The 12,688-nt window shown below is 35.1% G+C and carries 12 protein-coding genes and 1 tRNA gene; 8 read left to right on the forward strand and 5 right to left on the reverse strand.

Going from position 1 to position 12,688, the window contains the following annotated elements; genetic code table 11:
* Positions 1 to 6 precede the first annotated feature (6 nt).
* Both KCG49_RS05985 and KCG49_RS05990 read right to left on the reverse strand, forming a co-directional pair.
* The gene (locus tag KCG49_RS05985; RefSeq protein WP_218545296.1) at positions 7 to 1,350 is read right to left on the reverse strand and encodes a TolC family protein; all 1,344 of its coding nucleotides are present in this window, start codon (positions 1,348 to 1,350) and stop codon (positions 7 to 9) included.
* 7 nt (positions 1,351 to 1,357) lie between these two features.
* Complete coding sequence (locus KCG49_RS05990) at positions 1,358 to 1,963, reverse strand: TetR/AcrR family transcriptional regulator (RefSeq protein ID WP_218545498.1); 606 nt, start codon at positions 1,961 to 1,963, stop codon at positions 1,358 to 1,360.
* 154 nt (positions 1,964 to 2,117) lie between these two features.
* On the opposite strand from KCG49_RS05990, the gene KCG49_RS05995 reads away from it, so the two are divergent.
* Entirely contained in the window at positions 2,118 to 3,092 is a 975-nt protein-coding gene (locus KCG49_RS05995) for a polyprenyl synthetase family protein (protein ID WP_218545297.1), read from the forward strand.
* On the forward strand, positions 3,092 to 3,442 hold the full coding sequence (locus KCG49_RS06000) for a hypothetical protein (protein ID WP_218545298.1): 351 nt from the start codon (positions 3,092 to 3,094) through the stop codon (positions 3,440 to 3,442). The genes KCG49_RS05995 and KCG49_RS06000 overlap by 1 nt, the downstream gene beginning before the upstream one ends.
* On the opposite strand, the gene KCG49_RS06005 is transcribed toward KCG49_RS06000, so the two are convergent.
* A complete protein-coding gene (locus tag KCG49_RS06005; protein WP_218545299.1) occupies positions 3,439 to 3,984 on the reverse strand; it encodes an alpha-ketoglutarate decarboxylase in 546 nt (181 codons plus the stop codon). The two genes, KCG49_RS06000 and KCG49_RS06005, sit on opposite strands and share 4 nt — an antisense overlap.
* 114 nt (positions 3,985 to 4,098) lie before the next feature.
* Between KCG49_RS06005 and KCG49_RS06010 the strand changes: the two genes are divergently transcribed.
* Both KCG49_RS06010 and odhB read left to right on the forward strand, forming a co-directional pair.
* The gene (locus KCG49_RS06010; protein WP_218545300.1) at positions 4,099 to 6,858 is read left to right on the forward strand and encodes a 2-oxoglutarate dehydrogenase E1 component; all 2,760 of its coding nucleotides are present in this window, start codon (positions 4,099 to 4,101) and stop codon (positions 6,856 to 6,858) included.
* An 87-nt stretch (positions 6,859 to 6,945) separates the two neighbouring features.
* Positions 6,946 to 8,202 carry a 2-oxoglutarate dehydrogenase complex dihydrolipoyllysine-residue succinyltransferase gene (odhB, locus tag KCG49_RS06015; protein ID WP_218545499.1) on the forward strand — a complete coding sequence of 419 codons (1,257 nt, stop codon included), beginning with the start codon at positions 6,946 to 6,948 and terminating at the stop codon, positions 8,200 to 8,202.
* A gap of 503 nt (positions 8,203 to 8,705) precedes the next feature.
* Here the strand turns inward: odhB and KCG49_RS06020 are convergent.
* Together KCG49_RS06020 and KCG49_RS06025 are read right to left on the reverse strand one after the other, a co-directional pair.
* A complete protein-coding gene (locus KCG49_RS06020; RefSeq protein ID WP_218545301.1) occupies positions 8,706 to 9,332 on the reverse strand; it encodes a response regulator in 627 nt (208 codons plus the stop codon).
* A 46-nt stretch (positions 9,333 to 9,378) separates the two neighbouring features.
* Positions 9,379 to 9,831 carry a retropepsin-like aspartic protease gene (locus KCG49_RS06025; protein WP_218545302.1) on the reverse strand — a complete coding sequence of 151 codons (453 nt, stop codon included), beginning with the start codon at positions 9,829 to 9,831 and terminating at the stop codon, positions 9,379 to 9,381.
* A 48-nt stretch (positions 9,832 to 9,879) separates the two neighbouring features.
* Between KCG49_RS06025 and KCG49_RS06030 the strand changes: the two genes are divergently transcribed.
* The 4 genes from KCG49_RS06030 (at position 9,880) to KCG49_RS06045 (ending at position 12,681) form a co-directional block, all read left to right on the forward strand.
* A complete protein-coding gene (locus tag KCG49_RS06030; protein ID WP_218545303.1) occupies positions 9,880 to 10,647 on the forward strand; it encodes a TatD family hydrolase in 768 nt (255 codons plus the stop codon).
* Positions 10,648 to 10,650: 3 nt separating this feature from the next.
* Positions 10,651 to 11,676: an asparaginase gene (locus tag KCG49_RS06035; RefSeq protein ID WP_218545304.1), complete on the forward strand. Its 1,026-nt coding sequence runs from the start codon at positions 10,651 to 10,653 to the stop codon at positions 11,674 to 11,676.
* Between the two features lie 74 nt (positions 11,677 to 11,750).
* Positions 11,751 to 11,838: transfer RNA gene (locus KCG49_RS06040), tRNA-Ser, on the forward strand.
* 75 nt (positions 11,839 to 11,913) lie between these two features.
* Positions 11,914 to 12,681 (forward strand): MotA/TolQ/ExbB proton channel family protein, encoded by a 768-nt coding sequence (locus KCG49_RS06045; RefSeq protein WP_218545305.1) that lies wholly within the window; start codon positions 11,914 to 11,916, stop codon positions 12,679 to 12,681.
* Positions 12,682 to 12,688: the final 7 nt, after the last annotated feature.

Here is a 12,688-nt window from a genome sequence, read left to right on the forward strand (position 1 = left end):
ATAATTTTAAAAGTTGGTAGTATTGTTAGTGATGGTTTCTAATTCTGCTTTATTGTTTATAACATCTAACATGGCTTGCAATAATTCTTGTTGTGCAGTGTATAGTTGAGTTTGTGCCTGTCTTAATTCAAAACTAGAACCGATACCCTCAAAGAATTTGGTTTGATTTTTAGATTCTATACGCTCAGCAAGTGCCAGGTTTTGCTTTTTGTTGTTGTAATCTTCTGTTGCAAACCTGTAGTTGCTCTTAGCGGTTTCAATTTGAAGTTTAAGCATTTGCTCAGTTTCCGTTAGATCATCTTTCGATTTTTCAAGATTTATTTTGGCACGTTGTGTTGCTGCACTTCTTCCGCCAGAACTAAAGATGGGAATGTCTAAGTTAAAACCAAATGCAGAGAAACCTGCCCAACTTTGGTCACGATCTAAAAAAGTGAACTCATCGCTAAAACCCAAATATCCACCATTAATAAATGCACTTAGTCTTGGCAATGCCTTACTCTTTTCTAGCTTTAATAAAAGTTCTTTAGAGGTTTTATCGTTTTCAGCTATTTTATAATCAATGGTATTGGTAACGTCATTTTTAAGTTCTAGAACTTCTAGAGAGATGTTTTTCTCTGTGAGCTGCTCTAAATCTTCAGTTAAAGTAACATTGGTTTTATAATCTATGCCAAGTGTTATGTTAAACATCTGGTAAGCAATTTCCCTTAAACGTTCGGCATTGTTTAAACTGCTTTGCACATTGGAAAGTGTTATTTGCAGTTGCTCTACACTCTCTTCCTCTTCCAATCCATTTTCATAAATCTTAGTGGTCTCGTTGAGGGTTTTTTCTAAAACCGCAATATTTTTCTCGAAGATGGTTACACTTTCTTCCGATAGCAGAACATTACCATAAGCGTTGATTACAGCTTTTCGGACTTCTAAATCTGTTTTTTCCTTAGCATTTTTCGAAATTTCCAAGAAAACCTTGGCAGATTGTAAACCTACAAGATAAGAGCCATCAAAAAGTAATTGATTTAAGGTTGCAGTGGCATTGACATTCTGTTTTGTTCCAAAAATTACTTCTGCAAACTCGCCAGGTTCTCCACCAAAAAACTCAGCAGGAACAACAGAAACTTGTTGCTTTAAGAAGTTTTGATAGTTAATATTAGCATCAATTTGTGGTAAACCTGTAGCTGTAGTTTCCCATTTTTGCTTTTTTGCTGCTTCAATATCTCGAGCTGCATTTTTAGCGTTTCGGTTATTTTCTAAAGCGTAATCTATAGCTTCTTGTAATGTAAAGCTGGTAGGTATGTCTTGGGCAAAGCCAAAACTAAAACACACTAGAAAAATGAAAATTGATAGGTTTTTCATTCTATTGTTATGATTGATTTTTTGTTATGAATTGGTTTAATATTTTAAATCCTTTTTCGGTTACAATGGCACGCAAATGGTATTCTAAATAACTCTCCATTAAATACTCCATTTGATATTGTTCTGGAGGGAAAAACATGTTGTCCTTAATGCCTGTCATACCTGTAAAGTACATTCTAGAGATGAAGTCAACATCAATAGTATTCCTAAAAACGCCTGTATCTACTCCTTGCTGCAAACTGTCTTGAACGGAACTGTGCATTTTTTCAAACTGCTTAAATTTTAATTGCGCATGAATCTGAGGATAATATTTTTTTAATTGGTATTGCGGTGATGTTTTTTCGTTTTTTAAATGTTGCATTACATACATTTTTATGGAATACAATTCTTCGATAGGGTTAGGTGCACTATCACAAATCTCATCTATACCATCACAAATCGTATCAAACAAATGGAAAGTTACCGCCTCGACCAACTTTGTTTTATTGCTAAAATGTACATAGATCGTCTTTTTAGAAATGCCCATTTCATTGGCAATATCATCCATCGTAACACTCTTAAAACCTAGTGTTAGGAATAGTTCCGAAGATTTATGGATTATATTTTCTCTCATCTTTTTGGTTCCGCCAAAACGGAATAGCTCTTTTATTTGGTCTGCAAATGTAAACACGGAAACTTTAAAAACAATAAAAGTTTCCAAAGTTTTAATAATTATTTAACATTGGTAATGTTGGCATCAAATATCACTAAAGCCTTATTTTTGTATTATGCAAAACATTGAAGCGTATCAGAAATCTTTTTTATCGTATTTAGAGGATTTCGCTGTTGAAAAAGATCCTGGCAATCTTTACAGACCTATCAATTATATTCTTAAACTTGGTGGAAAAAGACTTCGACCGGTTCTCACTTTAATGACTTCCGAAATTTTTGGAGGCGAAACCAAAGATGCCATGGATGCTGCGCTATCTGTAGAGGTGTTTCATAATTTTTCGTTGGTACACGACGATATTATGGACGATGCTCCTTTACGAAGGGGGAAGGAAACCGTACACGAAAAATGGAATTTAAACACAGGGATACTTTCAGGAGATGCCATGTTGATTTTGGCCTATCAATTATTTGAGAACTACGAACCAAATACGTTTCAGGCTTTGGCAAAACTGTTCAGTAAAACGGCATTGGAAGTTTGTGAGGGACAACAGTACGATATTGATTTTGAAACCCGAAATGATGTTGCCATACCAGAATATCTCAAAATGATTGAGTACAAAACTGCTGTTTTGATAGGTGCTGCAATGAAAATGGGTGCTATTGTTGCTAAAGCTTCAGAAAACGATCAAAATTTAATATATGATTTTGGCCGTTATTTGGGCATAGCATTTCAGCTACAAGATGATTATTTAGATGCATTCGGAAACCCTGAGACTTTTGGCAAACAAGTTGGCGGAGATATTTTAGAGAACAAAAAAACATATCTATATCTAAAAACATTAGAGTTGGGGTCAGAAGAGGACATATGTAGTTTGTTGGAAGTAATGTCGAACAATTCAATCACCAATGCCCAAAAGGTAGATACTGTAAAAAAACTTTTTGACGATTCTGGTGCATCAAAAGCAACCCAAAAGGCTGTGGAAGATTATACAAATAAGGCTTTCGACGTACTTAAAAGCTTAAATGTATCCGAAGATAAAAAACAATTGTTGAGGTTGTTTGGTGAGCAATTAATGAATCGACGTGTTTAATGAGTTTACCGACTAATTTTGAAGATTTAATTGCAGAAGCAAATGTGCTCAATCTATATGAAAAGCTAATTATTCAATTAAACAAAGATTTGTTATTGGCCAATATAGATTTAGAGTTCGATGAAGAAACACTGCCCACTAGCTTAAAGTTGGTATTGCAAGAAACGGTATTTCATCTTATACAGAATAGATTTTCAGATTATCTCAATTTACTGTATCAAGTCGATGTTTCAGAATTAAAAATACGTTCGTTTGATGGCAACGATACTCTAAAACTCTCCGAAGATGTTACTTTTTTAATTTTACAGCGAGAGTGGCAAAAGGTTTGGTACAGGGATAAATACAATTAAAACCAAAACCTTACAAAAGGCATCCAGGCCTGGTTTTGTATGCTTTTATCTTCATCGTACAGAACATCGTATCTAATACCAAAAGTTACATTACCACTGCGATAACCGGCTCCTAAAAACAATGCAGGATACCAATAACTGTCATCAACATTATCTACAAACTGTTTATCAAAATCTCTGTCAACATACAATTGTTCAAATTCTGTAGAGATTTGTAATTCTCTGTAGGGGTTAAAAAGTCCAATAATGCTTCCGCCCACAACTGTTGACTTAAAAACATCGCGCTGCGAACTATATTGAAAATTTAAGCCCACTCCAGTTGAAACATAAGTGTTGTGTCTATATAACGCCGCAGGTGCCAATGCTCCACTAAAAAAGCCATCTCCGAAGTTTAACCCGAGACCTCCTCCAAACTGTACGTTTTTCCAAAAACTATTATTGCTGTCTAAATTATCCTGAGCCAGTGATGTGTTGCTAAATGCAAGTGCTAAAAAGACACTCATTAATATCTTATTACTTAGCTTTGTATAGAATTTTATCATAATTAAATAGGTTAATTTCTAATTGTTATAAATATAATAAAACCACATCTATTTTTGTTAAAAGTTGTATTTTTGAAGAAATTTTGTTGAAACGACAACGTCTCATAAAAAATAATGGATAAATATTCCTTTCTCAACGCAGCACATACAGCATACTTTGCTGATTTGTACGACCAATACTTAAAAAATCCTGATGCTATAGAGCCTAGTTGGCGTGCCTTTTTTCAAGGCTATGATTTTGGCTCTGAAAACTATGGAATGGATGGTGAAATTGTAGAAGGTGTCTCTGCCCAGATACCAGAGCAGCTTCAAAAAGAGTTTCAGGTTGTAAAACTCATTGATGGCTACAGAAACAGAGGTCATTTATTTACAAAGACAAACCCAGTAAGGGCTAGACGGAAATATGCCCCAACACTTGAGATTGAAAATTTTGGACTTTCAAAAAATGATTTAAATACCATTTTTTCGGCAGGTGAAATTATTGGTTTACAGTCGGCAACGCTTCAGGTTATTATAGATCATTTAGAAAGTATATATTGTGATTCTATAGGAGTAGAATACATGTATATTAGAAATCCCAATGAGATTGAGTGGATTCAAAATAAGCTTAATGTCAATGATAATCATGCTAAATTTACCGTTGACGAAAAAAAGTATATCCTTAAAAAGTTAAATCAAGCAGTTGCTTTTGAGTCGTTTTTGCATACTAAATATGTTGGTCAAAAACGATTTTCTCTAGAAGGGAATGAATCTCTAATCCCAGCTGTCGATGCCATCATTGAAAAAGCAGCCGATGAAGGTGTGAAAGAGTTTGTTATGGGTATGGCGCACCGTGGACGACTAAGTACTCTAACCAATATTTTTGGGAAATCCGCAAAAGATATTTTTAGTGAATTTGACGGTAAGGATTATGAGGAGAAAGTATTCGATGGGGATGTGAAATACCATTTAGGGTGGACAAGCAATCGCGAAACCTATAACAATAAAAAGATTAATTTAAACATTGCGCCAAACCCATCACATTTAGAGACAGTTGGTGCAGTAGTGCAAGGTATAGCAAGGGCAAAGCAAGATAAGGATGAAATAACGGATGCCTCCGAAGTACTTCCAATCGTGGTGCATGGAGATGCAGCTATTGCTGGCCAAGGCTTAGTCTACGAAGTGGTACAAATGGCCAAGTTAGACGGTTACAAAACCAATGGAACTATACATATTGTTGTTAATAACCAAATCGGTTTTACCACAAATTATTTAGATGGTCGTTCGAGTACATATTGTACCGATGTTGCTAAAGTAACTTTATCTCCTGTACTTCATGTCAATGCAGACGATGCGGAAGCTGTGGTACATGCTGCACTTTTTGCACTGCATTTTAGAATGGAGTTTAAACGCGATGTCTTTATTGATTTGTTAGGCTACAGAAAATACGGACATAATGAAGGGGATGAGCCTAAATTTACACAGCCTCTTTTATATAAAGCTATTGCTAAGCATAAAAACCCAAGAGATATTTATGCGCAACGTTTGTTAGATGAAGGTGTTATAAATGAAGGTTATGTAAAGCATATAGAAGCTAAGTACAAGGAAAAACTGGAAGAAAAATTAGAGGATTCTCGAAAAGAAGATAAAACAGAGATTACTGCTTTTATGCAGGAGGAATGGAAGGGACTATCTAGGGTTACTGAAGTTGCCATGATGGAGCAGGTTGATACAACGGTTTCAAAAAGTATACTTAAAGACATTACCAAAGTCATCTCTAATCTTCCAGCCGACAAAAAATTCATTCGTAAAATCCAGAGGTTGATTGAGTCACGACAGACCATGTTTGATGAAAATCGATTAGATTGGGCAATGGCAGAACATTTGGCCTATGGTTCACTTTTAACCGAGGGCTTTAATGTTAGAATTTCGGGACAAGATGTAGAGCGAGGTACGTTTTCGCATAGGCATGCAGTTGTTAAGGTTGAAGATAGTGAAGAAGAAATTATATTGTTAAAAAACGTTTCGGAAAATCAAGGGCAGTTTAATATTTTCAATTCACTATTATCAGAATATGGAGTTGTAGGGTTTGATTATGGTTACGCTATGGCAAGTCCAAATACATTAACGATTTGGGAAGCACAATTTGGGGACTTTAGTAATGGTGCCCAAATAATGATAGATCAGTATATATCATCTGGCGAAGACAAATGGAAAACCTCCAATGGTTTAGTGATGTTGCTGCCACATGGTTATGAAGGACAAGGAGCAGAGCATTCATCTGGGCGTATGGAACGCTATCTACAATTGTGTGCTAAGGATAATATGTTTGTGGCAGATTGTACAACACCTGCGAATATGTTTCATTTATTGCGTAAACAAATGAAGGCCAATTACAGAAAGCCATTAATTGTGTTTACGCCGAAGAGTTTGTTACGTCATCCAAAAGTAGTTTCTACAGTAGATGAATTTGCAAATGGAAGTTTTCAAATGCTAATAGATGATGAAAGTGCAAAAACAGATAAAGTGAAAACTTTGGTTTTTATAACAGGAAAATTCTATTACGATTTATTGGAAGAACGCGATAAGCAAGAGAGAGATGATGTTGCATTGGTAAGAGTAGAACAACTGTTTCCGCTTCCTGCTAAAGATATTAGAGCTGTTCTTAAAAAGTATAAGAACGCAGATGATGTTGTTTGGGCACAAGAAGAACCTAGAAATATGGGAGCTTATAGCCATATACTGATGCATTTGGATGAAGCCAGACAATGGAGAGCTGCAAGTAGAAGACCTTATGGAGCGCCAGCAGCGGGTAGTTCTGTGCGTTCAAAAATTAGACATCAACAAGTTATAGATTACGTTTTTGATAAAAGCAAAAATAACCAGAGAAAATAATGTCATTCCTGCGAAAGTGGGAATCCAAAAATAAAGTATCAAATTATAAAGATTCCTGCTTATGCAGGAATGACAAATAAAAACAATATGATTTTAGAAATGAAAGTGCCTTCACCAGGCGAGTCAATTACTGAAGTAGAGATAGCAGAATGGTTAGTGCAAGATGGAGACTATGTAGAAAAAGACCAAGCTATTGCAGAAGTTGATAGTGATAAAGCAACGCTCGAATTGCCAGCAGAAGCAAGCGGAACAATTACGTTAAAGGCAGAAGAAGGTGATGCCGTAGAAGTAGGTGCAGTTGTTTGCTTAATAGACACCAGCGCAAAACCTGAAGCTGATGCTACAACCACATACAAAGGTGGTGACGAAGGAGGAAATGATGATAATGTCGAAGAAAACTTAAAGAAAGAGCAAGAACAGACCGAGAATACGGGCGAAAAAGCTCCAAACCCTGCTAAAGAAACATATGCTTCTGGCACACCAAGTCCAGCAGCAAAAAAGATATTGGATGAAAAAGGCATAGACGCAAAATCTGTTTCTGGTACAGGTAGAGATGGTCGTATAACAAAAGATGATGCTGTTAATGCCACTCCTTCCATGGGTACACCAACAGGAGGAAACAGAGGTACTTCACGTAGTAAAATGTCTATGTTACGTCGTAAAGTAGCAGAGCGTTTAGTTGAAGCTAAGAATACCACAGCCATGCTGACCACTTTTAACGAGGTGGATATGTCTCCAATTTTTGATCTACGCAAACAATACAAAGAAGACTTTAAAGCTAAGCATGGTGTAAGCCTAGGTTTTATGAGCTTTTTTACTTTGGCTGTAGTAAGAGCATTAAAAATGTATCCAGCGGTAAACTCAATGATCGATGGTAAAGAAATGCTGTCTTACGATTTTTGTGATATAAGTATAGCAGTGTCTGGACCAAAAGGATTAATGGTGCCAGTGATCAGAAATGCCGAAAACCTATCATTTAGAGGAGTAGAATCTGAAGTAAAGCGTTTAGCAATTAGAGCACGTGATGGTCAAATTACAGTTGATGAAATGACGGGTGGTACATTTACCATTTCAAATGGTGGTGTGTTTGGTAGTATGCTGTCCACACCAATTATAAATCCACCGCAAAGTGGAATTTTAGGAATGCACAACATTGTTGAGCGCCCTGTAGCAATTGATGGTAAGGTTGAAATTCGTCCAATAATGTTTGTTGCCTTATCTTATGATCACAGAATCATCGACGGAAAAGAGTCTGTTGGCTTTTTAGTGGCAGTTAAGGAAGCACTAGAAAATCCCGTAGAGTTATTAATGGATAATGATCCAAGGAAAGCTTTAGAGATGTAAAATCTTAAAAGTTATAATAATCAAAAAGCGCAATTTGAAAACAAATTGCGCTTTTTTACTCCTAACTAATAAAGAGTCACTAACTAAAATTAACTAAAAAAATTAACAGCGATATTGGCTGAAATAACTATAATAGAGCTTATGATAAGTAATATCATAAAGATTCTATCCCTTTTTGCAGTATTGTCTTTCATTGCTTGCATAATAGTTTTTTTTTAAAAGCTCTGAACCATAAGCTTATTCAGAGCTTTCAAGACTTAACTTGAGGCGTTGATTAATAGCTGATGTAAAATTGCAAATAATTTTAAGGTGATACTATACGTAGGATTACGTATTTTTTGACCTTTTTTAGAATAATTCACAAAAAAAGAGCCCTGAACAAATGTTCAAGGCTCAAATAATCCCCTAAGAACTAATTAATAGCTCGTTATTAACCCTTAATTAATAACAATGTAAATTTCAGAAATATAATTATACCATAATATACGTAACCTTACGTATTTTTAAGATAAATGTCTTTGGTTCTCTTTTGCCCATATAAGAAGACTATTTGGGGTCTTTTCAATTTCTAATTTTCTGATAATGTTGCTTTTGTGTTTTTCAACCGTTCTCGGTGAGATAAATAATTGCTCAGCAATTTCTCTTGCCGTCTTATTTTCGGTAATTAATTTTAAGATTTTCAGCTCTGTTTTTGTTATGAGATTTAATTTTTCTGGAGTTTTATCTACTTCTATATAAGCCAAAAGTTCGGGACTAAAATATGGTGTATTCTTAATAACTGATGAGATGCAATTTTCTATTTCGTCTAGGGCAAATTCTTTTAATACATAGCCATAAATCTCTAATGCCTTGGCGTCATTGTATATTTTTTCGTCTTTTTCAAAGGTGATGAGGATAATTTTGGTAGAAAGATTAGCTTGTTTACATTTTTCTGCAATTTGTAATCCAGTGTAGAATGGCATTTTAATATCAAGAATGGCAATATCAGGGACATGGGCTTTGATTAAAGCTAATGCTTCTTTTCCGTTTTTTGCACTGGCTAAGACGTTGTACTTTTTTTCAAATAAAAATTCTTCAAGACCTTTTAGGACCAAAGGATGGTCGTCTGCAATTATGATGGTTGGGCTCATTTTGCTATTATTCAACTTAGATTTAAATATACTAAGAATCTTTAGGTTATGAAATCTCTTTCAATCTTAAATAAAGGTATTTTTTTTCGTAGTCTATAATGGCTTTCCCTTTCTTTAAAATATCAGCACCAATAATACCGTCTACAGGATCAGCATTATGGTTTATAAGTCCGTTGTTAACATGAGATAAATTAAACAGAATCAATGCGACTTTTTGCTTTTTCCATCTACCGATTTTTAAGTCGTTAGATTTTGAAATCTGCGTTAACATATCTGATGCACCAGCTCCAACAGCTTTAATTTCAGAATCTTTCGCTTTAAGCTTAAAGCGTTCAATCGCTTCAAAACCTACGCAACTGCTAGATGCTCCAGTGTCCAATATAAAACGCCCTTTTACACCGTTAATTGAAGCCTTAATTTCAAAATGGTTGGTTTTCGTCAGCTTTAATTTAATTTTAGAATAGCCTTTGGCAATAAGAAAGTCCTGTAGTGTCTCCATTTTAGTAATTTGTGCAAATATAAGACTCTAAACGATTATTTTTGCGGAATGATTATAACAGATACGCATACACATTTGTACAGCGAAGCTTTCGATGCCGATAGAGTTGAAATGATAAAGAGAGCTATAGATGCAAATGTTAAACGGTTTTTTGTTCCTGCAATAGATTCTACTTATACCGAAGCTATGTTGCAGTTAGAAAAAGACTTTCCGGGATATATATATTTAATGATGGGGTTGCACCCTACACATGTAAAAGATAATTTTAAAGAAGAGCTAAAACATGTTGAGGAGCAACTTAGCAAACGAAAATTTTATGCCGTTGGTGAAATAGGAATTGATCTATACTGGGACAAAACAACTTTAGATATACAGATAGAAGCCTTTAAACATCAAATTAACCTTGCTAAGAAGTATAAACTTCCGATAGTAATCCATTGTAGAGATGCTTTTGATGAAATTTTTGAAGTCCTAGAAACTGAAAAATCTGATGACTTATTCGGAATTTTCCATTGTTTTACGGGAAGCATAGAGCAAGCGCACAGAGCCATATCTTATAATATGAAATTAGGTATTGGAGGAGTGGTCACTTTTAAAAATGGAAAAATAGATCAATTCATAAATCAAATCGACTTAAAACATATTGTTTTAGAAACAGATTCCCCTTATTTGGCACCAAAACCCTACAGAGGAAAACGAAATGAAAGCTCCTATATATATAAGGTATTGGAAAAATTATCCGAACTTTACCAAATGAGTGAAGCAGATATTGCTCGTATTACTACAGAAAATTCTAAACGCGTATTTGGTATTTAACTTATGCAAAAACCTAACATACTTTTAATATACACAGGTGGTACCATCGGAATGATAAAAGATGCCGATAGCGGCGCTCTTAAAGCATTTGATTTCGATAATCTGTTGGATAAAATCCCAGAGCTACGCCTTTTAGATTGTGATATTGAAACTAAGTCTTTTAATACACCAATAGATTCCTCTAATATGAACCCAGAGTATTGGGGCAATATAGCTGAAATCATTGCATCTAATTACACAGCTTTTGATGGGTTTGTAGTGCTTCATGGCAGTGATACCATGAGCTATTCGGCATCAGCATTAAGTTTTATGTTAGAAAACTTATCAAAACCTGTTATTTTCACAGGATCTCAACTTCCAATAGGAGATTTACGTACAGATGCTAAAGAGAACCTTATTACATCTATTCAAATGGCATCTTTACAAAATTTGGGAGAACCAGTAATCAAAGAGGTGTGTCTTTATTTTGAATACAAGCTTTATAGAGGTAATAGAACTACAAAGATAAACGCAGAACATTTTGAAGCTTTTGAGTCGCTAAACTACCCTCACTTGGCGGAGTCTGGTGTGCATCTAAAAATCAATACAGAATATTTGCTTCAACCCAATTTAGACAAAGAACTTGTAGTGCGCACGGCAATGGATACCAATATTGGAATTTTAAAACTGTTTCCAGGCATATCTAAACCCATTGTAGAAGCTGTACTTAGAAGCCAGCTGATAAAAGGGTTGATAATTGAAACCTATGGATCTGGTAATGCCACTACAGAACCTTGGTTTATCGATTTGTTAGAGGAAGCCATCCATAAAGGTCTACACATTATTAATGTCACGCAATGTGCTGGTGGTAGTGTTGCGATGGGACAGTATGAAACCAGCTCGCAATTAAAGCATATAGGAGTAATTTCTGGAAAGGATATTACTACTGAAGCCGCAGTGGCCAAACTCATGTACCTGTTGGGTGAAAATCTCGAAGCAAAAGATTTCAAAACTGTTTATGAAACACCGTTAAGAGGCGAAATGACCTAAAAATAACAGTATAAATTTCAGTGTTTAAAGTTTTTTTTGTTATTTGGCGTTCTGTAATTTTTACTAGGATTTACAGAGAGGTGGCCGAGTGGTCGAAGGCGCACGCCTGGAAAGTGTGTATACTCCAAAAGGGTATCGAGGGTTCGAATCCCTTCCTCTCTGCATAGATTTTTAGGAAATTGTTACATTATTTTTTTATCTTTAACACTTTAACTAATAAAATTAAGATTAAGAACAATGAAAAGATTATTTTCTATCCTTGCCATTACATGTTTAATGGCTATCGGAACTGTTAACGCCAATGCAACGACATTAGCTACTACAACAGCAACTGTAACAAGTGTAACTCAAGACGCTGAAGAACCGGCAGAAGATTTGAGTTTCCATCAAGAATTAAAAAAGCGTTTTATTGAAGGTGGCCCAGGATTTATGGGAATTGTATTATTATGTTTAATTCTTGGATTGGCAATTGCTATTGAGAGAATTATCTTTTTAAACCTTTCTACAACAAACACTAAAAAATTAACCCAAAACGTAGAAGATGCCTTAAATTCTGGCGGAATTGAAGCAGCTAAGGAAGTTTGCAGAAATACTAAAGGACCTGTTGCGTCAATTTTCTATCAAGGTTTAGACCGTGCAGACGAAGATTTAGATGCTGCGGAAAAAGCAGTTGTCGCTTATGGTGGAGTACAAATGGGACAGTTAGAGAAAAATGTTTCTTGGATATCTTTATTTATCGCTTTGGCACCAATGCTTGGTTTCATGGGTACAGTAATTGGTATGATTCAAGCCTTTGATAAAATTGAAGCGGCTGGAGATATGCAACCATCTTTGGTAGCTGGTGGTATTAAAGTAGCACTTTTAACCACGGTATTTGGTCTTATTGTAGCAATTATCCTTCAGATTTTTTACAACTACATTATTGCTAAGATTGATAGTATTGTAAATGATATGGAAGATGCGTCAATTACCTTAATGGACTTATTAGTAAGACACAAAAAATAAAACATAA

It is taken from the genome of Winogradskyella luteola (assembly GCF_019203985.1).
In the GTDB taxonomy this organism is placed as follows: Bacteria; Bacteroidota; Bacteroidia; order Flavobacteriales; family Flavobacteriaceae; genus Winogradskyella; species Winogradskyella luteola.

Coding starts and splice junctions, on each gene's coding strand:
- KCG49_RS06020 (WP_218545301.1), bottom strand. CDS start 9,332: ATGAGCCCAACCATCATAATTGCAGACGACCATCCTTTGGTCCTAAAA.
- KCG49_RS06030 (WP_218545303.1), top strand. CDS start 9,880: ATGATTATAACAGATACGCATACACATTTGTACAGCGAAGCTTTCGAT.
- KCG49_RS06010 (WP_218545300.1), top strand. CDS start 4,099: ATGGATAAATATTCCTTTCTCAACGCAGCACATACAGCATACTTTGCT.
- odhB (WP_218545499.1), top strand. CDS start 6,946: ATGATTTTAGAAATGAAAGTGCCTTCACCAGGCGAGTCAATTACTGAA.
- KCG49_RS06025 (WP_218545302.1), bottom strand. CDS start 9,831: ATGGAGACACTACAGGACTTTCTTATTGCCAAAGGCTATTCTAAAATT.
- KCG49_RS06045 (WP_218545305.1), top strand. CDS start 11,914: ATGAAAAGATTATTTTCTATCCTTGCCATTACATGTTTAATGGCTATC.
- KCG49_RS05990 (WP_218545498.1), bottom strand. CDS start 1,963: ATGAGAGAAAATATAATCCATAAATCTTCGGAACTATTCCTAACACTA.
- KCG49_RS05995 (WP_218545297.1), top strand. CDS start 2,118: ATGCAAAACATTGAAGCGTATCAGAAATCTTTTTTATCGTATTTAGAG.
- KCG49_RS06000 (WP_218545298.1), top strand. CDS start 3,092: ATGAGTTTACCGACTAATTTTGAAGATTTAATTGCAGAAGCAAATGTG.
- KCG49_RS05985 (WP_218545296.1), bottom strand. CDS start 1,350: ATGAAAAACCTATCAATTTTCATTTTTCTAGTGTGTTTTAGTTTTGGC.
- KCG49_RS06035 (WP_218545304.1), top strand. CDS start 10,651: ATGCAAAAACCTAACATACTTTTAATATACACAGGTGGTACCATCGGA.
- KCG49_RS06005 (WP_218545299.1), bottom strand. CDS start 3,984: ATGATAAAATTCTATACAAAGCTAAGTAATAAGATATTAATGAGTGTC.